The 24,279-nt window shown below is 46.0% G+C and carries 21 protein-coding genes and 5 tRNA genes; 12 read left to right on the plus strand and 14 right to left on the minus strand.

What is annotated here, in order from left to right; all coding sequences use genetic code 11:
- The 8 genes from HGD77_RS13900 (at nt 1) to HGD77_RS13935 (ending at nt 9,580) form a co-directional block, all read left to right on the plus strand.
- Complete coding sequence (locus tag HGD77_RS13900; protein ID WP_004281118.1) at nt 1-1,503, plus strand: UvrD-helicase domain-containing protein; 1,503 nt, start codon at nt 1-3, stop codon at nt 1,501-1,503.
- A gap of 41 nt (nt 1,504-1,544) precedes the next feature.
- Nucleotides 1,545-2,927, plus strand: coding sequence for an ATP-binding protein (locus tag HGD77_RS13905; RefSeq protein ID WP_168730878.1), 1,383 nt, complete (start codon nt 1,545-1,547; stop codon nt 2,925-2,927).
- A gap of 435 nt (nt 2,928-3,362) precedes the next feature.
- Nucleotides 3,363-6,200: a monovalent cation/H+ antiporter subunit A gene (locus HGD77_RS13910; protein WP_168731005.1), complete on the plus strand. Its 2,838-nt coding sequence runs from the start codon at nt 3,363-3,365 to the stop codon at nt 6,198-6,200.
- Between the two features lie 4 nt (nt 6,201-6,204).
- Nucleotides 6,205-6,570, plus strand: coding sequence for a Na+/H+ antiporter subunit C (locus HGD77_RS13915; protein WP_004281114.1), 366 nt, complete (start codon nt 6,205-6,207; stop codon nt 6,568-6,570).
- Nucleotides 6,570-8,378, plus strand: a complete 1,809-nt coding sequence (locus HGD77_RS13920) for a monovalent cation/H+ antiporter subunit D (protein WP_086044371.1) — start codon at nt 6,570-6,572, stop codon at nt 8,376-8,378. The genes HGD77_RS13915 and HGD77_RS13920 overlap by 1 nt, the downstream gene beginning before the upstream one ends.
- Nucleotides 8,378-8,896 carry a Na+/H+ antiporter subunit E gene (locus tag HGD77_RS13925; RefSeq protein ID WP_004281112.1) on the plus strand — a complete coding sequence of 173 codons (519 nt, stop codon included), beginning with the start codon at nt 8,378-8,380 and terminating at the stop codon, nt 8,894-8,896. The genes HGD77_RS13920 and HGD77_RS13925 overlap by 1 nt, the downstream gene beginning before the upstream one ends.
- Nucleotides 8,893-9,168, plus strand: coding sequence for a monovalent cation/H+ antiporter subunit F (locus tag HGD77_RS13930; RefSeq protein ID WP_064094624.1), 276 nt, complete (start codon nt 8,893-8,895; stop codon nt 9,166-9,168). Before HGD77_RS13925 ends, HGD77_RS13930 begins: the two co-directional genes overlap by 4 nt.
- A gap of 10 nt (nt 9,169-9,178) precedes the next feature.
- A complete protein-coding gene (locus tag HGD77_RS13935; RefSeq protein WP_086044370.1) occupies nt 9,179-9,580 on the plus strand; it encodes a Na+/H+ antiporter subunit G in 402 nt (133 codons plus the stop codon).
- 85 nt (nt 9,581-9,665) lie between these two features.
- Here the strand turns inward: HGD77_RS13935 and HGD77_RS13940 are convergent, their stop codons facing one another.
- From HGD77_RS13940 to tpiA, 11 genes are all read right to left on the minus strand, one after another.
- A complete protein-coding gene (locus HGD77_RS13940; protein ID WP_004281108.1) occupies nt 9,666-10,070 on the minus strand; it encodes a ribosome-binding factor A in 405 nt (134 codons plus the stop codon).
- A complete protein-coding gene (infB, locus tag HGD77_RS13945) occupies nt 10,070-12,778 on the minus strand; it encodes a translation initiation factor IF-2 (protein WP_114541781.1) in 2,709 nt (902 codons plus the stop codon). Before infB ends, HGD77_RS13940 begins: the two co-directional genes overlap by 1 nt.
- Before the next feature lie 10 nt (nt 12,779-12,788).
- Nucleotides 12,789-14,273 (minus strand): transcription termination factor NusA, encoded by a 1,485-nt coding sequence (nusA, locus tag HGD77_RS13950; protein WP_004281105.1) that lies wholly within the window; start codon nt 14,271-14,273, stop codon nt 12,789-12,791.
- Nucleotides 14,274-14,307: 34 nt separating this feature from the next.
- Nucleotides 14,308-14,832, minus strand: a complete 525-nt coding sequence (gene rimP / locus HGD77_RS13955) for a ribosome maturation factor RimP (RefSeq protein ID WP_004281103.1) — start codon at nt 14,830-14,832, stop codon at nt 14,308-14,310.
- A 223-nt stretch (nt 14,833-15,055) separates the two neighbouring features.
- A tRNA-Met gene (locus tag HGD77_RS13960) sits at nt 15,056-15,132 on the minus strand.
- A 197-nt stretch (nt 15,133-15,329) separates the two neighbouring features.
- Nucleotides 15,330-15,406: transfer RNA gene (locus tag HGD77_RS13965), tRNA-Met, on the minus strand.
- Nucleotides 15,407-15,474: 68 nt separating this feature from the next.
- Nucleotides 15,475-15,551, minus strand: a tRNA-Met gene (locus HGD77_RS13970).
- Between the two features lie 80 nt (nt 15,552-15,631).
- A tRNA-Met gene (locus HGD77_RS13975) sits at nt 15,632-15,708 on the minus strand.
- Nucleotides 15,709-15,762: 54 nt separating this feature from the next.
- Nucleotides 15,763-15,847, minus strand: a tRNA-Leu gene (locus HGD77_RS13980).
- 53 nt (nt 15,848-15,900) lie between these two features.
- Complete coding sequence (secG, locus tag HGD77_RS13985; RefSeq protein ID WP_004281101.1) at nt 15,901-16,230, minus strand: preprotein translocase subunit SecG; 330 nt, start codon at nt 16,228-16,230, stop codon at nt 15,901-15,903.
- Between the two features lie 13 nt (nt 16,231-16,243).
- On the minus strand, nt 16,244-17,035 hold the full coding sequence (gene tpiA / locus HGD77_RS13990; RefSeq protein ID WP_168730879.1) for a triose-phosphate isomerase: 792 nt from the start codon (nt 17,033-17,035) through the stop codon (nt 16,244-16,246).
- A gap of 277 nt (nt 17,036-17,312) precedes the next feature.
- On the opposite strand from tpiA, the gene pilB reads away from it, so the two are divergent.
- From pilB to coaE, 4 genes are read left to right on the plus strand one after another with little or no spacing between them, the layout of a single operon-like run.
- Nucleotides 17,313-19,022, plus strand: a complete 1,710-nt coding sequence (gene pilB, locus HGD77_RS13995; protein ID WP_168730880.1) for a type IV-A pilus assembly ATPase PilB — start codon at nt 17,313-17,315, stop codon at nt 19,020-19,022.
- A 31-nt stretch (nt 19,023-19,053) separates the two neighbouring features.
- Complete coding sequence (locus HGD77_RS14000; RefSeq protein ID WP_168730881.1) at nt 19,054-20,283, plus strand: type II secretion system F family protein; 1,230 nt, start codon at nt 19,054-19,056, stop codon at nt 20,281-20,283.
- A complete protein-coding gene (locus tag HGD77_RS17175; protein ID WP_168730882.1) occupies nt 20,283-21,143 on the plus strand; it encodes a prepilin peptidase in 861 nt (286 codons plus the stop codon). Before HGD77_RS14000 ends, HGD77_RS17175 begins: the two co-directional genes overlap by 1 nt.
- A 1-nt stretch (nt 21,144) precedes the next feature.
- Nucleotides 21,145-21,744 carry a dephospho-CoA kinase gene (coaE, locus tag HGD77_RS14010; protein WP_168730883.1) on the plus strand — a complete coding sequence of 200 codons (600 nt, stop codon included), beginning with the start codon at nt 21,145-21,147 and terminating at the stop codon, nt 21,742-21,744.
- Between the two features lie 21 nt (nt 21,745-21,765).
- Here coaE and HGD77_RS14015 read toward each other — a convergent pair whose 3' ends face one another.
- From HGD77_RS14015 to HGD77_RS14025, 3 genes are all read right to left on the minus strand, one after another.
- A complete protein-coding gene (locus HGD77_RS14015; protein WP_168730884.1) occupies nt 21,766-22,692 on the minus strand; it encodes a DMT family transporter in 927 nt (308 codons plus the stop codon).
- On the minus strand, nt 22,692-23,444 hold the full coding sequence (rlmB, locus tag HGD77_RS14020; RefSeq protein WP_168730885.1) for a 23S rRNA (guanosine(2251)-2'-O)-methyltransferase RlmB: 753 nt from the start codon (nt 23,442-23,444) through the stop codon (nt 22,692-22,694). The genes HGD77_RS14015 and rlmB overlap by 1 nt, the downstream gene beginning before the upstream one ends.
- A 136-nt stretch (nt 23,445-23,580) precedes the next feature.
- Entirely contained in the window at nt 23,581-23,904 is a 324-nt protein-coding gene (locus HGD77_RS14025) for a pyrimidine/purine nucleoside phosphorylase (RefSeq protein ID WP_004281089.1), read from the minus strand.
- Nucleotides 23,905-24,279: the final 375 nt, after the last annotated feature.

A 24,279-nucleotide genomic window follows, 5' to 3' on the forward strand; every position in this document is an offset into this window, starting at 1 on the left:
GTGTCCGATTTAAAAAAACCGACCGCGACCTATGAGCAGGCCACTGCCATTGATAACGCACGTCTGGGCAAATCCTTTAAAGTGATTGCCTATGCAGGCACAGGTAAAACCACGACCCTGCAAATGATCAGTGATGCCATGCCACAAAGACGTGGCATGTATCTGGCTTTTAACAAGGCCATTGCCAGTGAAGCACAGGCCAAGTTTCACCGGGGTGTCGATTGCCGTACTTTTCACTCGCTGGCGTTTCGCAGTGTTCCACGTGGAGTCACCGACAAACTGCGCTTGCCACGCTTGAGTCCAAGTTTTATTGCCAAAGAATACCGGCTTGAACCGATGACCATGCGCCGTATGATGGGTGGGCGTTATGAAAAATATGTCTTGATGCCTTCGCGTCTGGCAAGTTTGGTTGCCAATGCGGTCGGCTATTTCTGCTCGACCAGTTCGCAATACCCTGCCCCACGGCATATTCAGGCGCCGAGCTGGTTGCATCCGGATGATATCGAGACTTTACAGAAGAAACTTTATCCGGCAGTCGAACGACGCTGGCTAGAGTCGATTGATCCAAATCATCAGGCCGGCATCGGTCATGACATTTATCTGAAGCTCTGGGCGCTGTCTGAGCCAAATATCCCGGCCGATTATGTGCTGTTCGATGAAGCTCAGGATGCCGATCCCTTAATGCTGGGGATTTTGCTGAAACAGCGCAGCACCCAGGTGATTTATGTCGGAGACGCGCATCAGCAGATTTATGCCTGGCGTGGTGCAGTGAATGCCATGCAGCAACTACCTTTACCTGAATCACGTCTGACCACCTCATTTCGTTTCGGTCCTGAAATTGCCCTGAATGCCAATGCCATTTTAGGTGCCTTAAATGAAACTGTGCCTTTACTCGGCAATCCGTTGTTAGATTCTAAAGTCGTGAATAAACCGCATACCAAAATGCGGGATGCAATTTTATGCCGGACCAATGCCCGCGCCATGGAACTGTTATTAGCAGGTTTAGTTCGTGGGGATAAAGTCAGTCTGCAAGCCGATCACGTCAAACTGAATCGTTTTGTCGATGCGGCCGCCATGCTGAAACAGGGCAAACGTGTGGTTGATGTACCGGAACTGGCCTGGTTTAACTCCTGGCATGATGTCCATGAATACTGTGAAACCAATGAAGGCAGTGACATCAAGCCACTGGTCAAACTGGTGGACGAACATGGCACCGATCCGCTGAAAAAAGCTCTGGCTAAAATCACACCAATTGCCCAGGCTGATTATATTATTTCCACGGCGCACAAGGCCAAAGGCCTAGAGTGGGATCGGGTTCATATTGAAGATGACTATCAGTTTAAGCTCAATGAAAAAGACCATAAAATTAGTGATGAAGAATTAAGATTACTTTACGTGGCCTGTACACGTGCTAAAGTGAGTTTAAATATTCATCACATTTATGACCTGATTCAGCAACTGAAGATCAAAATGCCGCAGTCGCTTCGGCAGGCAGTCGGTTAAGGTGCATGGCATGGATGTAAACATCATAGGACAGGTGATCTATGCACATCCAAGCGCTTCAACTGAAACATACCCTGCATTTTTTCGACATTCAGCTTCAGTTTAATTATCCGCAATGCCCGGTTACCTTGATTCTGGGCAATCAGGGAACTGGCAAAACTACGCTTTTACGTTTTAGCTATCAGGCATTGACCTGGTTTGCAGCCCGTTATCGTGATAGCCGTGCTGCGGGTCTGGTGATGCAAGATCAGGACATCATGCAAACCCGGCTGCAATCCAAAATCGATATCCAGATTGGTTTTCCTGAAGAGATGGGCAGCTTGCCAGAATCCAGTCAGTCTGAGCCTGCGAACCTACAAAGCTGTTCATGGCAAATCTACAAGACTTTAAACAGTCAGGGGCTGGGTTTTAGCAAAGCAGAAACCTCACAGCTTGAAAGTGTGCTCAGCTTGTATCAGAAAGCCCGCTTGCACGATCCCCTGCTCGGCTTGCCCCTGATTGCCTATTATCCTGCTGAACGTTTTACCAATGAAGTCAATCTGCTCAACAAAAATAACCCGGCCATTCTCCAGTCCGCACATGCTTATGAAATCACTGCGATTCCTTTCACCACCTTTGCCCGTTTTTTTGAATGGTTTCGTGAAATCAGTGATATTGAAAATGCGCAAAGTGCCAAGGTTATGAACCAGATTTTGGCGCGTGCCTTGCAGCAGCCTGAGAACATTCGAGGAAATGAACTGGCCCGGCAGATCGAGAAAGCCCAGGCACATCTGCATGCACCGAATCTCAGCGCTTTAAAACAGGCGTTGTCGCTGATCCTGCCAGAAGTCAGCCAGATTTATTTAAAATACCAGCCCAAGCTGCAATTGATGGTGACCTATCAGCAACAGACCTTTAGCTTCCAGCAACTGCCCAACAGTATCCGCAACTGGATTGCACTGGTGGGTGATATTGTGCGGCGTCTTTGTCTGTTGAATCCCAACAGTTTATTCCCTTGCCAGGAAGGTACAGGCGTTTTGTTGATTGATGCAATTGATCATCAACTGGATCAGGAGATGGCAGCAGTGATCCTGTCACGCCTGCATCAGGCTTTTCCTAACTTGCAGATTATTGCAACCGGCAACCGGCCTGAATTACTAGAACAGGCGCAAGGCTTTCAATGTCTGAAACTGGAAAATAAACAGCTGCACCCCATTCATCTTGAAAGTATGAAAACCCAGTTTGATCAGATCTACGCAGAGCTGGAATTGCAGCGAAATAAAGACCTATCTTCCGAAGATACTTTATTGGAAACGGTCACCGAACCCGTCACACTGCTTGCAGTATTGCAAATGATCCGGGAACAGCTCAATCCCGAACAGCAACAGGAACTGCTGGCTTTACTTGCCCAGGATCCTCAACCGACACTACCTCAGTCGCTCTAAACAGATTCAAAAAAATAAGCGCGACTGTTTGAGTAAACAAGGAAGCCTTTTCAGCATTCTCTTTTGCCCTGATTAAACTATTTTGAGTCAAATTTACAATCAATGCCTGCAATTTAATCTTAATTTTCGGTCACTTCTGGATGATCTGTTTAAGCATGCAGCGCCTGTTAAATCCGAGCCGGCGTATAATTTATAAGTTCCACATAAAAACGTTGATGTTGTTGTTATCCTGTAATATGATCGGTTTTATTTGCGAATTTCATTGTAAAATCGGAATTTGCTATCGTTTATAAGTTGCGCAATACAACTGTTTTATATTCTTTTTGAATATTCTTTTGGCTTTCAAGATTGAGAGGTTTGGGTCGCTCCTTGGGGTCCTGTAATCCTTGAAAGATAAAGATTCACCTTAGGTTGGTCAAAACTTAAATCATGACAATGGATACGAGTGTGCTGCCGATTATTATATTGTTACCGTTAGTATTAGGCACAACCCTTGTCTCGTGGCTGAAGCAATTTTCGCGCGGGGTAACGGCTTTAGGGGCAATTGGTGTCAGCCTCAGCAGTTTCTTATTATTATTGAGTCAGGCGCCTGCCATCTTTGATGGTGCAGTGATGACCCAGACCTGGTCCTGGCTGCCCCAGCTCGGCATTGATTTCAGTTTTCGCCTGGATTCTCTGGGATTGCTGTTTGCCTTGCTGATCAGCGGAATTGGCACCCTGATTTATATTTATGCCTATTATTATCTCAATCCAAAAAACTCACTGAGCAAACTGTATCTTCTGCTGATGCTGTTTATGGCCGCCATGCTCGGGATTTCATTGTCAAATAACCTGATTATCTTATTAGTTTTCTGGGAACTGACCAGTATTTCCTCCTTCTTGCTGGTGGGTTACTGGAGCAATTACGAAGCGGCGCAACGCGGCTCACGTATGGCCTTGACCATTACCGGAATGGGTGGTCTGGCGATGCTGGGCGGTTTTGTCCTGCTTGGTCAAATTACCGGCACTTATCAGCTTGACCAAATCCTGACGATGACTGAGCAGATTCAGTCCCATCATTTATTTGTTCCAACCTTGTTGCTGATTTTACTTGGTGCCTTTACCAAAAGTGCGCAGTTCCCGTTCCACTTCTGGTTGCCGAATGCCATGGCTGCACCGACACCGGTCTCTGCCTATTTGCACTCGGCCACCATGGTCAAAGCCGGTTTATTCCTGGTAGCACGTTTGCTCCCGATCTTTGCCGGTGCTGCACTGTTTCATAATATTGTGACCTTTGTCGGTCTGTTTACCCTGTGCATGGCCGCCTTCTTTGCCATTTTTAAGGAAGACCTGAAAGGCTTACTCGCCTATTCAACCATCAGCCATTTAGGCCTGATCATGTGTCTGCTTGGGATCGGTTCTCCTCTGGCGGTTGCAGCTGCAATTTTTCATATTATTAACCATGCCACCTTTAAAGCGGCCCTGTTTATGATTGCCGGAATTATCGACCATGAATCGGGCACACGTGACTTGCGCAAACTGTCAGGCTTATGGCAACTGCTACCCTATACCGCTACCCTGACCATGATTACGGCGGCGGCTATGGCAAGTGTGCCACTGACCAATGGCTTCCTGTCCAAGGAAATGTTCTTTACCGAACTGGTCGCGAACTTGAGTGGTCCGGTCATGGTCGTTTCAGCCATTGTCGCAACACTGGCCGGGATTTTTGCGGTGGCTTATTCCATTCGACTGGTGCATGGAGTCTTTTTCGATGGTCCGCTAGGCAAGCAGGTCCCGAATAAAGATGCACATGAACCTGCCTTTGGTATGCGCGCACCGGCCACTTTGTTAGCAATTTTATGTATTTTAGTCGGTCTATTACCGGCTCTTCTGGTGGAAAAAATTGTCAACAGCACTACTCAAGCCACCACCCAGAATTTTGCCTTTGAAGGCACTCATCTGGCGCTTTGGCATGGTTTCAACCTGCCCCTTCTGATGAGTGTGATTTCTCTGCTCGGCGGAACAATCTTTTACTTTTCTCTCGCCAAAGGTGGCGTCTTACGTGAAATCGACCTGGATCCAAAACTGGGCCGCTTGCAGGGCCGGGTATTGTTCGAACTGTTTTTGAAAAATCTGCTGCTGAATTCACGCCGTTTCCGCCGTGCCACTGAAAATGGCAAATTACAAAGCTATTTATTGTGGATCGTAATTTTTACTGTCGCACTGGTCAGTTTCCCACTGGTGAACAATGGGGTGGGCACGGGTACACGTGAACTGACCCACGCCCCTGCTCTGGCGATTATCTTGTGGTTACTCCTGTTTTCTGCCTGCTGGATGCTGCTGTGGTTCCATCATGAGCGGATTAAAGCTGTACTGATTAGCGGTGCAGTCGGCCTGGTCGTCACCATGGTCTTTATCGGCTTCTCGGCGCCCGATCTGGCATTGACCCAGATTACGGTCGATGTGGTCACCACGGTTCTGCTACTGATGAGTTTATCTTTACTGCCTCAGTTAACACCGTATGAATCGAGTCCGACCCGTCGCTGGCGTGATGCCATTATTGCAATAGGTGGCGGTCTTGGAATAGCAGCTATTGCCTGGCTGATCATGACCCGTGATCATAATTCCATTTCATGGTTCTTCCTGCAACAGTCGATTCCACTGGGCGGCGGCACCAATGTGGTGAATGTGATTCTGGTCGACTTCCGTGGTTTCGATACCTTTGGCGAAATTACCGTACTTGGAATTGCCGCGATTGGTGTACTTAGCCTGATGGATGGAATGCGTGCCCATGGCGCCACCATCACCCAGGGTCTGACCTATCGTTTTAATCCTTCACCCCTGATGTTACGTATTACTGCATCATGGATCTTGCCTGTAGCACTGGTGGTCAGCCTGTACATCTTTATGCGTGGCCATAATTTGCCAGGCGGTGGATTTATTGCAGGCTTGGTCACCTCACTGGCACTTATTATTCAATATATCGCAGTGGGGCAGGATAAAACCGAACAGTTGCTGGGGGCCAAATCTGGCCGTCTCTATGAAATCTGGATTGGAGTCGGCTTAACCATTGCCGGTTTGACCGGTGTCGCGGCCTGGTTCTGGTCACGTCCATTCCTGACCAGTGCACATATCTATGTCTCTCCGCCAATGATTGGAGAAATGCATTTGGCTTCGGCTGCGCTGTTTGATGTTGGCGTTTATGTCACTGTTGTGGGTGCAACGATGCTGATGATTTCAGTCTTAGGCGATTCACGTCACTCAAGCATGACTGGCCCTGTACCAAGAGGATAATAGAATGATCAGTTTAGAATTTTTATTAGCCTCTGCGATTGGCCTGCTGACGGCCACAGGCATTTATCTGATCCTGCGTGCCCGTACCTTCCCGGTAGTGTTGGGTCTCGCCATGATTGGTTATGCAGTCAACCTGTTTTTATTTGCCATGGGCCGAATTCAGATGAATTCGCCTGCAGTATTGACTGAAGCCTCGAAAGTGACCGATCCCCTTCCTCAGGCACTGGTGCTGACAGCCATCGTGATTGGCTTTGCCACCACTGCCTTTATTGTCCAACTGGCATTGCGTAGCCGCTACGAATCAGGAACAGACCACGTTGACTCCAAAGAAGAAATACCAAATCTTGACCCGCGCGAGGATGAGCCTTAATGACTGATCTTCTCAATTTCTGGAATCAACATACCCCTATTTTCGGTATTCTTTTACCGGCCTTTACCGCTTTTGTCCTGGTTCTTTTAGGCAACCCGGGTTCAGGCTCTCTGGTGACGGACTGGCGTCAGCCCTGGCGTCGGGGTATCAGCTATGTCTCGAGTATCTTGGGCCTGATCATTGCTGTCAGCTATTTAGTAGACAGTAGTCAGGGTCAGATCAATGTTTATACGCTGGGCGAATGGGTCGCACCTTTTGGTATTGTACTGGTTCTCGATCAGCTCTCTGCGATGATGCTGGTTTTGACCTATGCCCTTGCAGTGCCGGTGCTCTGGTATGCCAGTAAAGAATGGGATATGCGTGGGCGTTATTTCCATGCCATGGTGCATTTCCTGCTGATGGGTTTGACCGGTGCCTTCCTGACCGGTGACCTGTTTAACCTGTTCGTGTTTTTTGAAATCTTGTTGATGGCATCCTATGTACTACTGCTACATGGACAAGGCAAGGCCCGTTTCCAGCTGGGAATCCACTACGTCACCATTAATCTGTTTGCTTCTGCCCTATTCCTGATTGGACTCGGGATGATTTATGGCAGTGTCGGCAGTCTGAATATGGCAGATGTGGCCCGCTTGATGCCTACCCTCGCTGAAGATCAGCACAAGCTGGCGGTTGCTGGTGGATTAATGCTGTTTGTCGTGTTCGGAATTAAAGCGGCGATGCTACCGCTTGGCTTCTGGTTACCCAAAACCTATGCCGTAGCCACCACACCTGTGGCAGCACTCTTTACCATCATGACCAAAGTCGGGGTGTATGCAATTTTACGGATTAATGGAACTGTTTTTGATGATGAATACAGCCACCAGATCCTGATGAATTGCCTGCTGGTGATTGGTCTGATTACGTCGGTTTATGGTGTGATTTGCGCAATCGGCACAGAACGTCTGCGCCGTTTTATCGGCTTTATGGTGCTGTCTTCAGTCGGAACAATTCTGGTAGCAATCGGCATGAATACAACTGCAGCCTGGGCCGGTGCATTGTATTATATGGTGCACAGTACCCTGATTGGCGCAGCCTTTTATATCCTGTCAGGCTGGATTACCTCACAGCGCGGCGAATTTAAGGATCACTTTAAAATCGCGCCACTGATGAAACAGAACAAGCTGGTTTCGATTGTCTATTTCATCATTGCCTTGATGATGGCCGGCCTGCCACCGTTTAGTGGTTTCTTCGGTAAAGTCTTTATTTTGCAGGCTTCTGCCAATTCAGACTATCAGATGATTATTATCCTGACCATTTTATTGGTAAGCTTCCTCAGTATTCTGGCCTTTACCCGGGTTGGTTTCGTGCTGTTCTGGCGTTCGACCAGACCTGAGGATGACCTTAATTCTGAAGATTTTCACAAATACGAAGCCCTACCAAGTAAGGCACCGGCACGTAATGATCGTGTAATCTATCTATTGCTTGCTGGCCTGACTGCCTATGTGGTGTTTGCCGGACCGATCTATCAATATAATTATCAGACTGCAGAACAGATTAAAAATAATCCGGTTTATGAAGCTGCCTTGTTAAAACGCGATGCAGAAGGCCAGTTTATCAGTGTGCAACCTTTTGATCCAAGCTATTTACCTGAAACCAAGTACGGTGGTGAGACAGTCGATCCGAATGCACATCTGGTTCCTTATACGATTTCGGAAGCCACTCTGGAAGGTGAAAATATTTCTGAATTCAAGCAACGCCAGATTGATCAGCAGTATGTTGAACAAAACAGATATGATGATAATCAACTTAAACCGGTGGAGGGACCTTAATGGCTGTATCATTCCTGCAACGTTGGTTCCCGCATCCGCTAGTTTCTGTGATCGTTGGGCTAAGCTGGATTCTACTGGCACATAATCTGGAAGCTGGAACATTGCTTTTCGCGCTGGTTCTGGCGATTGTCATTCCGAAAATGGTTGCACCTTTTATTGACTATACCCCGAATATCCAGTGGGCTCCTGCCGTGCGCCTGTTCTTTGTCGTGGTTTGGGATATTGTAGTAGCCAATATTAAAGTCGCAAAACTGGTACTTGGTCCAACCAAGAACCTGCATCCAAAATGGTTTCGCGTGCCTTTGGAAACCGAGCATGAGGAAGTCAATGCCTTGCTGGCAATGATCATTACCACAACGCCCGGTACAGTATCTGCAGGCATTGATCAGGATCGTGGTGATATTCTGGTTCATGCCTTAAGCACAGAGGATGAAGCAGCAGAAATCGAAACGATCAAACAGCGCTACGAACAGCCTCTGATTGAAATTTTCAGCGCACAGACAGGAGAAAAAGCATGACTATTCTGCCTTATGCATTAATGATTTGCCTGGGTGCTATCACTGTCTCGATGTTACTCTGCCTGATCCGGCTCATCACTGGCCCTTCTATCGTTGACCGGCTCTTGGCACTCGACACCCTGTTCCTGAATGCCACCTGTCTGATTGTCATTTTAGGGATTTACTGGAGTAGCAGCTTCCTGTTTGAAGGGGCCTTACTGGTTGCGATGCTTGGCTTTGTTTCGACTGCAGCCTTGGCACGTTATTTCACCACTGGCCATGTGATCGACTAGGAGTTTTTAAATGTCCTTAATTTTAGAAATACTGGTGTCGATTTTTTTATTGATTGGTGCTTTCTTTATGCTAGTCGGCGGGATCGGTATGGTCCGTCTGCCCGATCTGTTTATGCGTCTGCACGCCCCGACCAAATCCAGTACTTTGGGCCTGGGCAGCTTTTTGATGGCCTCAATTCTGTTTTCGGCCATATATGGCCGTTTCGGTTTTGCTGAAGTGCTCATCACCCTGTTCGCCTTCATTACCGCACCGGTATCTGCCAACCTGATGGCACAGGCTGCATTGCATTTGCGTTTACGCTCTTTGAGTGGCGAGGTTCCGGAAACGCTGGAACGCCCTCTGCCTTGGCAGCGCTCACGTCGCCGTGCTTTTTATGAAAAGAAAATCAATCGCAATGATGATTTAGGTTAATTGAGCAAGTAATTTAAGCTCTCCTAAATCTCAAAATAGAGAGATAAAAAAAGCCACCCGAAGGTGGCTTTGTTAGTCCTAAGACTTATTCATCATCTTTTTTTGCTTCAGCTTCAGGTAAGTCCTTCACTGCTTCAGCGATCAGACCAAACATATAGTTACCATATGCATTGGTCTTATCGTAATGGAAACGTAGACGAGGCGTAATACGGGTTTTGATACGACGACTCAGCTCGTGGCGCAAGAAACCAGATGCTTTGTTCAACACATCCAAAGTTTCTTTATTAGCTTCCTGACTTTGTTCATCGCCAAGTTCACGTCCCATCACAGTGACATAAACTTCCGCATATCCCAAGTCTGGGCTCACCTTCACCGCAGAGATGGTCACGAGACCACCTAAGCGTGGATCTTTCAGCTCCTGACGGATCAGTTCTGACAACTCGCGTTGTACTGTATCCGCCATACGCTTCAGACGTTGACTACCCGCCATTAAAGACTCCGTTTAATCAGTTGAACATCGTACACTTCGATCTTATCCAGTGCTTTGATGTCTTTATAGCCTTTCACCGCAAGACCACATTCCATACCGGCACGAACTTCTTCAACCACTTCTTTGTAGCGACGAAGAGATTCAAGCTCGCCCTGGAACACAACCACATCATCACGTAATACGCGAATCGGTTTGTTACGATGCAATACGCCTTCAAGTACCATACAGCCCGCAGCCGCACCAAACTTACTTGAGTGGAATACTTCACGTACTTGTGCAACACCCAGAATCGTTTCACGATGTTCTGGTGCAAGCTTACCGCTCATTGCTGCTTTCACATCATCAATCAATTGATAGATGATTGAGTAGTAACGAATGTCGATACTGTCTGCATCTGCTTTTTGACGCGCAGCGTTGTCCGCACGTACGTTAAAGCCGAGTAGAACTGCTTCTGAAGATTCAGCCAGTGTCACGTCAGACTCAGTGATCGCACCTACACCAGAACCGATGATACGTACTTTAACTTCATCAGTCGCAAGCTCAGCAAGTGCTACGTGTAATGCTTCTAAGGTACCGCGTACGTCAGTTTTCAACACAACGTTCACAATCGGCACATCTTTCTTGCCCATAGACGCCATGATGTTTTCAAGACGCATTGCAGATTGACGCTCAAGACGTTTCTGACGTTCACGATCCATACGTGCATCGGCAACTTCACGTGCTTTCTTCTCGTCGCTCACCACAAGAACTTCGTCACCAGCCATTGGCGCTTCTGGAAGACCCAGAATTTCCACTGGAATCGAAGGACCTGCAGATTTGATACGCTGACCATTTTCATCCGTCATCGCACGAACGCGACCATAAGATGAACCGGCAAGAACCAGATCACCTACTTTCAATGTACCGTTTTGAACCAGAATAGACGTTACCGCACCACGGCTGTTGTCTACACGTGCTTCAATTACGACACCTTGTGCAGCACCTTCTTCCGATGCTTTAAGCTCTAGAAGTTCAGCTTGAATCGAAATAATATCAAGAAGTTCATCAATGCCTTGACCAGTATGTGCAGAAACCATTGCCACTGGAACGTCACCGCCCCATTGTTCTGGCACGATTTCTTTCACAGTCAATTCATTCAATACGCGATCTGGATCAGCAGATTCTTTATCCATCTTGTTGATTGCAACAATGATTGGTGTACCTGCAGCACGTGCATGGTCAATTGCTTCTGCAGTTTGTGGCATTACACCATCATCTGCTGCAACAACCAGAACCACGATATCTGTTGCTTTCGCACCACGTGAACGCATTGCAGTAAATGCTGCGTGTCCCGGAGTATCAAGGAATGTAATCATACCTTTATCAGTAGTTACATGGTAAGCACCGATATGCTGGGTAATACCGCCTGCTTCGCCAGCAGCCACTTTGGCACGACGAATACGGTCAAGCAGCGATGTTTTACCATGGTCAACGTGACCCATAATGGTAACAACAGGCGCACGCGTAGATTGCGCACCACGTGCTTCTTCAGCTGCTTCAAGCAAGTTATCTTCAGCTTGTGTATCAGAAACCAGTACCGGGTTATGGCCCATTTCCTCAACAACAAGTGCAGCAATTTCTTGATCAATCGCCTGGTTCTGAGTCACTAGCTCACCCATTTTCATGAGTGATTTAATCACTTCACGAACCTTAACTGCCATTTTCGCAGCCAAGTCAGCAACGACAATCGTTTCACCGATTTCAACATCGTAAACCTGTTTTTTCACAGGTTTTTCGAAGCCGTGCTTGTTGCCCTGGCTAGTTTTTAAACCGCGCTTAGGCTGTTTGCTGAAGCTTTGCTCTTCCTGACCACGACGACCACCTTTTTTAGGTGCACGCGCGCTCGGCGTATTCGTACCACGTTTGATTTCGCGGTCTTCTTTGGCAAAAGAGTCTTCATATGCCTGGCCAACCAGACCGGCAGCCAGAGGAGAATCATCAACAACACGAATCGTTGCAGTGGTATCTTCCGCGGTGTACTTGGACGCCATTTGACGCATTTGTTCAAGCGTACGTTGCTGCGCTTCTTCAGCCGCTTTACGACGTGCCGCTTCTTCAACAGCTTTTAATTTTGCTGCTTCTGCTTCACGTGCCTTTTTCTGTTCAGCGGTTTCAGTTGGTTTAACAACTTGCTTCACAATCGGCTTGTTGGTTGATTTGCGTTTTACCACAACTGCAGCTTTAGAAACTTCTTGCTTGTCGCTGGTTTGCTTTGCAGCAGCACGCATCGCCTCTAAAGCTTTATTCGCGTTATTTACGCCAGTTTTTGGAGCTTCAGCAGAAGCAGCTTGCGCTGTATTCTGTTCAGGCGCAGCTTTGGCCTGTTGCTCAGCCTTGGCTTTCGCCAATGCTTCTGCTTTGATCTGTTCTGGATCCGGCTTAACAAATGTATGCTTCTTGCGAACTTCTACATTAATCGTTTTCGCCTTACCTGAAGTACTGGCTACTTTAGCCGTACTAGTCGTTTTACGTTTCAACGTGATTTGCCCTGCTTGGCTTTCTGAACCCTGTGACTTTTTCACATGGCTCATCAAGCTGTCTTGTTGTTCGGTGGTAATAATATCGTCAGCTTTACGCTGTGGTAAACCTGCCTCACGAACCTGCTCTAGGAGCTTCTCAACTGGACGACCCACATTGAGGGCTAACTCTTTAATCGACTTGTCCGTCATATACTACCTCCTAGTTAAACCATGATTCGCGCGCTTTCATAATGAGTTGACCTGCTTTCTCAGCACCCAAACCTTCAATATCTTCGATATCGTCAGTCGCCTGATCTGCTAAATCATCCACTGTTACCACACCACGAGCTGCTAGCGCTTGCGCGATCTCTACTGTCATGCCTTCCATTGCAACAAGTTCTTCACTTGGCGCTTGTATGTTCTCTTGCTGTTGTAATGCATCAGCAAGTGCAATTTCTTTCGCACGGCTTTGCAGTAGTTCAACCAGTTCCGCATCCAGTTCGATTTCATCAAACGTTTCTGCAGGGACATAAGCAATTTCTTCAAGCGAGGTGAAGCCCATTTCTACCAATGCCATCGCCAAATCTTCCGCGATATCCAGACGGGTAACAAACATGTCTAAATATTGTTGCGCTTCGTTTTGTTGACGGGCGTAGTATTCTTCTTCCAGCATCATGTCCAGCTTGTAGCCAGTCAATTCAGATGCCAGACGAACGTTCTGACCTTGTGAACCAATCGCACGTGCCAACTGATCGCTGGTTGCGAAAATGATATCTGCAGTACGTGCATCTTCATCAATGACAATACTCGATACATCTGCTGGTTCCAATGCACTTGCGATATATTGCGCAGGATCATCCGACCAAACGACTACATCAATACGCTCGCCATTGAGCTCTTGCTGTACAGCCTGGATACGGGTACCACGCATACCAATACAAGCACCCACCGGGTCAATACGGTGGTCATTGGTTTTCACTGCAATTTTAGCACGAACGCCTGGTTGGCGAGCCGCCGCTTTAATTTCAATGATTTCTTCAGAAATCTCAGGGATTTCTTTCTTCATCAATGCAATCAGCATATCCGGTTTAGCACGCGACAGTTGCAACTGCGCACCGCGACCTTCACGGTTGACATTGAACAGAATCGCATTCACGCGTTGCTTCGGACGAAGGATTTCTTTCGGAATCATTTCTTCACGAGCAAGATACGCTTCAGCATTGTCACCTAAGTCGATAATGAAGCCGTCTTTGGTTTGTTTTTTCACTTCACCGTAGATCAGCTCGCCGACTTTAGATTCGTAAGCATCGGCTACAAGTGCACGCTCTGCTTCACGGATCTTCTGTACGATCACTTGCTTGGCAATTTGCGCTGCAATACGACCGAAGTCAATCGATTCAACTTCAAGCTCACGAATGTCACCAATCGACCATTTTGCCGGATCGACATCAGAGATGGCATCCTGACAAGCTGGCATTTCATGGTCTTCGTCTGCAACCACCTCCCACTGACGGAAAGTACGATAGTCACCTGTTTTGCGATCAATTTCCACACGTAAACGTGCTTCTTCCGAATGTGTTCCTTCGTAGAATTTTTTCTTTGTCGCAGCAACTAAAGCTTGCTCAAGCGCTTCAAAGATCGCTTCACGAGGTACACCTTTTTCGTTACTAACCGTTTCAACGACGGTCAGAATTTCACGTGCCATACGTCACCTATTCGTTAAATTTTTATTTATTCAATTAATCTTGGAAGACCAAATTTGCTTTATCGATATTGTGACTGTCGATCTCCAATACCTGTTGCTTTTCTACTTCAACTTGAATCATTTCATTTTCAAGATCGACAGCAACCAGTTTGGCCTGGAATTTACGACGGTTATCTACCGCACTGATCAAACGTAGTGCTACGGTATGACCGATATAGCCTGACATCTGCTCGAGCTGGAAGAATGGACGGTCCCAGCCTGGCGAAGATACTTCAAGTGAATATTCACCCGAAATCGGATCATGAACATCCAGCATTGCGCCCACTTGCTGCGTGACACGCACACAATCCTGAACGCCAATACCACGCCCCTGCTCTTCTTCACCATCTTCATTGATTGCTGGTGCAACGCTCTCATCGACTGGCTTGTCGATGTAGATACGTAATAACGAACATTTACCCTGTGGCAGGAATTCAATCCCCCAAAGGTTTACATTACAGGCTTCAACTGCTGGTGCAATCAAGTCCTGAAGTGCTTGAGTTTTATTTGATAGCTTCATTTACTCTCGTCATCTGGTGCGATTTTATGATCTATTTGACCACTACAAACCAATACAAACTATAGTAGTAGTGAAACATGGAGATTTGACCAAATAATGTCGACACTACACGATAGCCAATAAAAAAGGGCGTAAATCGCCCCAATTAATGCACAATTTAAGATTTTTTCAAATCCCACTGTGCAAAAAGGCCCACCTTGTTGTGAGCCTCTTTTTAGAAACTTGGTAGCGGGAGCTGGATTTGAACCAACGACCTTCGGGTTATGAGCCCGACGAGCTACCAGACTGCTCCATCCCGCATCAACGTGCAAAAATTATATACAAAAGATGAGAACTTTTCAATCAAAACCACATCATTCTGCATATTTGTCATCTGTCACTGAAAAATTGGTAGTGGGAGCCGGATGTAAACCAACAACCTTCGCCAGTTTATAGAGGGTTGAGCCCGACAGGCCATCAACTAGATCTATAAATAACACTTACCAAACCATTTAAAATGGTAGCGGGAGCTGGATTTGAACCAACGACCTTCGGGTTATGAGCCCGACGAGCTACCAGACTGCTCCATCCCGCATCAGCGTACAAATAACATTTCAGTTTAAAAGACTTAAACTGCTTTTAAAGTTTGCATCTTTAAAAGATTGGTAGCGGGAGCTGGATTTGAACCAACGACCTTCGGGTTATGAGCCCGACGAGCTACCAGACTGCTCCATCCCGCAACAACATGCAAATTAAATTTCTCAACTTAAAACCTGTTTAAGCTGCCTCTTGAAAGTTTGCGTCTTCTAAAAGGATTGATTGGTAGCGGGAGCTGGATTTGAACCAACGACCTTCGGGTTATGAGCCCGACGAGCTACCAGACTGCTCCATCCCGCATCAACAGAAGTTTTTTCAGCTGCATACACCAACTTAAATTTCTGGATTATAAGTTGGTGCGGAAGGGGGGACTTGAACCCCCACGCCCGAAAGCACTACCACCTCAAGGTAGCGTGTCTACCAATTCCACCACCACCGCAGCTGTGACGCATTCTAGTCGTATCACTGAAAAAAAGAAAGGATTAATTAAAACTATTCGGTCGTTTCTGGTGCAGTTGGTGAAGTTTCATTCGATTGTACAGGTGTGGTCGGCGCAGACTGAACCGATCCCAAACTATAGGCATTCGAGGTTTGTTGCTTGGCTAAAATCGCCAAAGTCAGACTGGTTACGAAAAACAGTGCAGTAAAAATTGCAGTCAAACGGGTCATGAAATTACCCGAACCCGATGCTCCAAATACTGTCGCTGCACCACCACCGCCGAAAGAGGCACCAGCATCTGCACCTTTACCATGCTGAACCAAAATCAAGACAATCATCAAAACAGCTAAGATAATATGTACTACCAGCACAAAAGTTTGCATGCTGAACTCCTAATTATTGTGTATTTGCAAATGCATGAGCAATTTTATGGAACGACTCAGCATTGAGTGATGCACCACCGACCAATGCCCCATTGATATCTGGGCAGGCTGCTAACTCTACTGCATTTTCCGGCTTGACACTACCACCATATAGAATCGCCATACTCTCGCCATAGCCCGTAATCTGGCTTAAACCTTGACGGATTTGTGCATGCATGGCCTGTGCATCTTCAGGAGAAGCTGTTTTACCGGTTCCAATTGCCCAGATCGGCTCATAAGCAATCACGATATTTTTCCATTGTTCGGCTTCAACCACAGCAGCGATATCACAAATTTGTTGCAATACTACAGTTTCTGCCTGCCCTGCTTCACGTTGTTCCAGGCTTTCACCGACACAATAAATTACCGTCAAACCAGCACTTAAAGCATTTTTGATTTTAGCATTTAAAATATCAGTATTTTCCGCAAATATTTCACGGCGCTCAGAATGACCTACCAGTACATACTGGATTTGGCTGTCTGCGAGTAATTCAGCACTGACTTCACCGGTATAGGCACCCGTTCCTGAAATACGTGAAACATCTTGTGCTACAGTATAAATCGGACGAACCGCAGATGACAGCTCTGCCTGAATCTGACTTAAGGCAATGGCAATCGGTGCCACACCTAAATAACATCGATCTTCGGCAATTGGCGCAGTTTTCAGCAAACTCTTAATATCACGCACCAAGCTCAATGCCTCTGCCTGCACCGGATTCATTTTCCAGTTACCTATCACCCAAGGGGTAATCGTCGAAACCGACATAATTAACCTATTTCATTTACATATTTTGAATTGGGCACATTCTACACGGAATTGGAAAATTAAAAGAATAGTTTTCTTATCACTCATTCTCGGTTTAGACTATCCAAAATGGTTATTTTTTGTTATCACTTAAAAAAATGGGGACTTCTTCTAACCAGTTCATGCTTTTACTGGAGATGAGGAAGCTAGCAGCACTCTTGGCTATGGTATTTTTACGTAACAAACGTATAATTTTAGTATAGCAATTAAAAGAGTTTGATGAGTAGGCATTTATAGCATGACAGCATTACAGGGGTCGCCAAGATTTACCGGATTTATTCGTCGTTTGATCGAGGAAGGCGTCATCTCGGCTGAAGATATGCGCAGTGCGTTGGCGCATGCCAAACAAGAAAAAGTCGATATTGTGGCTGAGTTAATTAACCAGCAGCAGCTTTCTCCGACCATCATTGCTGAAACGATTTCAGTTGAATTTGGCGAACCGCTGTTTGATATCAGTGCCTATGATCCTGCCCAAATTTTGCGGGATGCGATTGATGAAAAGCTGATTACCAAGTATCGCATCCTGCCGATTTTTAAAAATTCCAGTATTTTATATGTTGCGACCAGCAACCCGACCAATATCGAAGCGATCGATGCAGTCCGTTTTTCGACTAAACTCAATATTGAAACCATTATTGTTGAACACAATAAACTTGAAAAACTGATCGAGCAGAATTTTACTGAAGAAAGCACGTTTGAGTTTGATGAAGAATTTGATCTGGATGTTGATGTCGAATCTGCTGATCCGAATAAAGAAGATGATGAAAGCAATAAAGGTGATGAAGCACCAATTGTCAAATATATCAATAAGTTACTCATCGATGCGATTCGTATGGGTGCTTCCGATCTACACTTTGAACCTTATGAAAAAATCTATCGGGTACGGTACCGGGTTGATGGGGTGCTACGCCAGATTGCAACACCACCACTACAGCTGGCAAATCGCTTGTCTTCGCGTCTTAAAGTCATGTCGCAAATGGACATTTCTGAAAAACGGGTACCGCAAGATGGTCGTATTAAATTAAAACTTTCTAAAAATAAAGCCATTGATTTCCGTGTCAACTCTCTCCCTACCCTGTTTGGTGAGAAGCTGGTACTGCGGATTCTGGATCCCTCCAGCGCGATGTTGGGAATTGATGCACTAGGTTATGAACCGGAACAAAAAGACCTTTTTATGCAAGCGCTGGACAAACCGCAAGGCATGCTCCTGATCACTGGTCCAACAGGTTCCGGTAAAACCGTTTCACTTTATACCGGTTTGAATATCCTGAATCGTGAAGATACCAATATTTCCACAGCGGAAGATCCGGTCGAGATTAACTTGCAAGGGATTAATCAGGTCAACGTTAATAATAAAGTTGGCCTGACCTTCTCTGCCGCACTGAAGTCCTTCTTACGTCAAGACCCGGATATCGTCATGGTCGGTGAGATCCGGGATCTGGAAACTGCCGAGATTGCGATTAAAGCTGCGCAGACCGGTCATATGGTGATGTCGACGCTGCATACCAATAGTGCGCCTGAGACTTTGACCCGTTTACGCAATATGGGGGTGCCTTCTTTCAATATTGCCACTTCAGTCAACCTGGTCATTGCACAACGGTTGGCACGTCGTTTGTGTTCACAATGTAAAAAACCTGCCGATATTCCGAAACAAAGCTTACTGGAGATGGGTTTTACCGAAACCGACTTGCAGCAACCTGAGTTCCAAATTTATGAACCGGTGGGCTGCAATGAGTGTCGCGAAGGCTATAAAGGTCGTGTCGGTATTTATGAAGTTATGAAAGTAACGCCCGAAATTTCCAGAATTGTTATGGAGGACGGTAATGCACTTGAAATTGCCGATGCTTCCGCACGTGCAGGTTTTAACAATTTACGCCGGTCAGGTTTAATCAAGGTGATGCAGGGGGTGACTTCTTTACAGGAAGTCAATCGTGTCACCAGCGAATGATCGGATGCTGATCTAAAATAAGGATAAAGGTATGGCAGCAGTAAAGAAAGGCCAGATGATGCCGATCTTCAGCTATGAAGGAATTGATCGTAAGGGGGCAAAGATCAAGGGGGAATTGCCAGCAAAAAATATGGCTTTGGCCAAGGTCACCCTGCGAAAACAAGGCATCAGCATCAAGACCATTCGGGAAAAGAAAAAAAATATTCTCGAAGGCTTGATGAAAAAACGTGTTAGTACACTAGATATTACGATTTTTACCCGACAGTTGGCGACCATGATGAAAGCCGGTGTGCCACTGGTGCAAGGCTTTGAAATTGTCGCAGAAGGTCTGGAAAATCCAGCGATGCGTGAAGTTGTACTGGGAATTAAAGGTGAAGTAGAAGGCGGTAATACCTTTGCCGGTGCACTGCGCAAATACCCACAATATTTCGACAACCTGTTCTGTTCACTGGTCGAATCTGGTGAACAATCCGGTGCGCTAGAAACCATGCTGGATCGGGTCGCAATCTATAAAGAAAAAAGCGAACTGCTCAAGCAAAAAATCAAAAAAGCCATGAAGTATCCGGCTGCGGTGGTTGTGGTCGCCCTGATTGTTACCATTATCTTGATGGTTAAAGTGGTACCGGTTTTCCAGGACTTATTCTCTTCATTTGGCGCCGACCTGCCTGCTTTCACCAAAATGGTAGTCAATATGTCGGAATGGATGCAAAAATATTGGTTCCTGCTGATTATTGCCATTGGCGCTTTGATTACCGCTTTTCTTGAAGCCAAGAAACGTAGTAAAAAATTCCGTGATTTTCTGGATAAAGCCGCACTCAAGGCACCAATTTTTGGTGATCTGGTATATAAAGCCATTATTGCACGTTATAGTCGCACTCTGGCCACGACTTTCGCAGCCGGTGTACCCTTGATTGATGCGCTGGAATCCACTGCCGGCGCTACCAATAACGTCGTGTATGAAGATGCCGTGATGAAAATCCGTGAAGATGTCGCCACAGGTCAACAACTACAGTTTGCTATGCGAGTCACCAACAAATTCCCATCTATGGCAGTACAAATGGTCGCAATTGGTGAAGAATCCGGTGCGTTAGATGCCATGCTAGATAAAGTTGCCACGCATTATGAAAACGAAGTGGATAATGCGGTAGATGGCTTAACTTCAATGATGGAACCGCTCATTATGGCTGTTCTCGGTGTGCTTGTTGGTGGTCTGGTGATTGCTATGTACCTTCCAATCTTCCAAATGGGTTCTGTGGTTTAATGCAAGATCTTATTCAATATTTTATTCAAAACCCAACGGCGTTGTATATCGCAGTTGGGCTTTTTAGTTTATGTATCGGCAGCTTTCTGAATGTAGTGATTTATCGTACGCCCAAGATGATGGAACAGGAATGGCGTACCGATTGCCAGATGTTCCTGCATCCGGAACAGCCGGTGATTGATGAAGCGAAATTAAGTTTAAGCAAACCCGCTTCGACTTGCCCTAAATGTCATCAGCCAATCCGCTGGTACCAGAATATCCCAGTTATCAGCTGGCTGGTCCTGCGCGGGAAATGTAGCAACTGCCAGAATTCCATTAGCATCCGCTATCCATTTGTTGAAATTCTGACGACAGTTTGTGCACTGATGGTCGTAGCAGTATTTGGTCCGACTGCACAAATGCTGTTTGGCCTGATTCTCACTTATGTGCTGATTGCGCTAACCTTTATCGATTTTGATACTCAGTTATTGCCTGACCGTTATACACTGTCCTTGGCCGCGCTAGGTTTAGGGGTAAATAGTTATGCACTCTATACCTCACCAAGCTCTGCCATCTGGGGCTATATCATTGGTTTTCTGTGTCTATGGGTGGTGTATTACCTGTTTAAAATAATCACCGGTAAAGAAGGCATGGGTTATGGCGATTTTAAATTGCTAGCCGCTTTGGGTGCCTGGATGGGTCCATTATTACTGCCTTTAATTGTGCTGCTGTCTTCCCTGGTAGGCGCGATAATTGGCATCATTCTGCTAAAAGTCCGTAAGGAAAATCAGCCTTTTGCTTTTGGTCCTTATATTGCAATTGCCGGTTGGATTGCTTTTCTTTGGGGTGAACAAATTATGAAAGTGTATTTAGGTCAATAAATTGAAATTTGTACTCGGTTTAACCGGCGGAATTGGCAGTGGTAAGTCTGCTGCCAGTCAGTGGTTTGAAGCACAAGGGATCACGGTAGTCGATGCCGATGTGGTAGCACGTGAAGTGGTCGAAATTGGTCAGCCTGCACTGACCCAGATTCAGCAGGCTTTTGGTGATTGGGTATTACTTGAAGATGGTTCACTAAATCGGCGTGCCTTGCGTGAATATATCTTCCAATCTCCTGAAGCACGCAAGACCCTGGAAAGTATTACCCATCCGGCAATTCGCACTTCCATTATCCAGCAACTACATGCTGCGCAAAGTCCCTATGCCATTCTGGTTTCACCACTTTTATTTGAAACCAATCAGCACGAACTCACCCAGCATACCTTACTGATTGACGCCACCATCGAACTGCAAATTGAGCGGGCCTCACAACGTGACGGCCAGAATATCGAACAAATTCGCAATATCATTGCTGCCCAAATGTCCCGCGAACAAAAGCAGACCATGGCCGATGATATTGTCCTAAATGATGGTCATCTGGATCATCTCTATGCCCATCTCAGACTATTACATCAAAAATATTTAAACATGGCAGCCAGCTGAAGCATAAAAAAAACAGTCTGATTAAGACTGTTTTTTTTGTTCTGCTAATTTTCGGCTTAGACTGTCCTGATGCTGTAACCAGCGCCACGGCTGTAAGGCCCCAACTGCCATACCCATCAGGCCACACACCATGGCCAGACTTAAAGTTTCATTTAATAAAGGTACAGCCAGAATTGCCGCAATAAAAGGTGCAAGATTGGTAATACTGCCTGCCTTAAATGCACCGAGACGCTTGATGGCTTCCACATAGCTTAAAGTGGCAATAATCACCACAAATATGCCGTGAAAAATGGTCTGAAACAGTAAATGCTTGGGTCCAGGCACATTCAGGTTTTTCGGTAAAAATAATAGGTAAATTGGCACATATATCACTGCCGACCAGATCGCGACACCACACATTGCCTGCCAGGCAGTTAGCTGATATTTACGCAATAAAACGGTAAAAATCGCCCAAAGTATAGCACTAATAAAAAACAGCCCGTCTCCTGCTCCAAAGGCCACACCAGTTTCTCGATACATCAGCATACTCATGAGACATAGTACGACGATCATAATGATCAGGCTGGCCCAGGTATGTTTATCAAAAGCCTGCCCCATCAGAAAAAAAGCCATAATCGCGGTACAGATTGGAATACAGCCATTCAAGAAAATTGCAGCATGGGCGGTAGGTGCGTAGTGAAAAGCGCTATAGGCAAACAGGCAGTAAATCACCCCACCAATCATCGCCAAAATAAAAGGCTCTTTTTTCAGTAAAAAAGCGGCCTCTTTACGATAGAGCAAGATCGGCATCAGAATCAGGAAGGCCAGAGAAAAACGCAAGGCCACAATATCCCAGGCACTGATCTGCCAAAGTGCATTCAGGCGGGCCGTTAAGGTAAAACCGCCCCAGATGCACATGGTAACAACTAAAAAAACATAGCCTTGGGTACGGTCTGACAATGCCATCATCAATTAAAGTTACGCTGACGGCAGGCTTCATACAGTGCCATACCTGTAGCCACACTGACATTCAGACTTTGCAGATTACCTGCCATCGGGATATACACGGTCTGATCACATTGGCTTTGGGTAATTGGACGTAGGCCGGTATCTTCCGCACCCATCACCACACAAACCCCGGTACCGGTAAAATCAAAATTCTGAATCGGCAGCGCTTTTTCATCCAGCATGGTACCAACCACACGAACATTAAAATCTTCTTTGATTTGACCCAAAGTACGCGCCAGATTGGTCACCTGAATGAATTTGACTTTGTCCGCACCACCTGCAGCCACTTTACGTGCTGTCGGAGTTAGGGTAGCTGAACGATCACGTGGCGCAATCACCGCTTCCACACCCATTGCAGCGGCTGTACGGATACAGGCACCGAGATTATGCGGATCGGTAATATGATCCAGGGCCAATAACAACGCTTGAGGATTTGCGCTCAACAGTGATTCAAGATCTTTTTCATTCAGGGTTGGATGAGCACGTACCGCAGCGACCACGCCTTGGTGAAACGGTTGCCCGGCCAATTTCTCCAGTTTGTCACGGCTGGCTTGCTGCACACTGATCCCAAACGGTTCAGCCAGTTCCAGTACACGCTTTAAACGCTGATCATCGCGTCCTTTGAGAGTGAATAATGTCAAGACACGTTCAGGCTCAAGCTCTAACAATGACTCCACTGAATGTACGCCATAAAAATATTCAGGTTTTGCCATGAACGACCTCTAGATTAGTTGTATGTACAAAAGAAAAATCCCGTAAAGCTGACTTCACAGGATTTCTATAGCTGATTAGTTTAACCGATTCGCGCTGAAATTTCTTGCCCGGTTTGCACTGATCTTGAATCTGGACTTAACCTTCAAAATGGCAGACATAGTCCAGCACATCATCGGTTTCGATTTTAAAACGGCTATTGCCCGGCACATAGAAAGACTGACCGGCACGGAACAACTCACTTTCTTCACTATCGCCAATCTGCACACGGCATTCACCTGAAACAATTTCCATGCGCTCAGGAACATGTGTTTCAAAGGTCAAAGCATTTTCTGATGGCAGAATGACACCCAAAGTTTTCTTGGTCCCATCTTCAAATTGTACAATGTGACTAATACACAACCCGCCGAAATATACATTAGATTTTTTAAGTACCGATACATGATCAAACTGAGCTGACATGCGATTTCTCCAGATAAAGCATTTTGTAATATTTTGATTGCTGTAGTTTAAATGTGCACCCTCAACTAATCAATCGAAGTTTATCGACGCCGATAAAATATTCTGTATCGCCTAAACCTCTGCTATTTTCAGCATGTTTTGGCCTGTATTTTGCTGACATATAAGCTTAAGTTTCAATTTGCACGTGCTCTTGTGAAACAGGCTCAATTAAGTCATTAATTTAAAGATTGGGGATGTCAAAAATATGAAAATCAGCAGTGAATTAACATACTTCTGAGTCAGCTTCTTGCGAAAATACAGTGAAATAAGCATATATGAATCGTTAAAATTTAAGATAGAATGAAATTGATTCGTCCTGATTTATAATAATCCCAG

This window comes from Acinetobacter sp. NEB149 (assembly GCF_012516415.1).
Taxonomy (GTDB): Bacteria; Pseudomonadota; Gammaproteobacteria; order Pseudomonadales; family Moraxellaceae; genus Acinetobacter; species Acinetobacter lwoffii_V.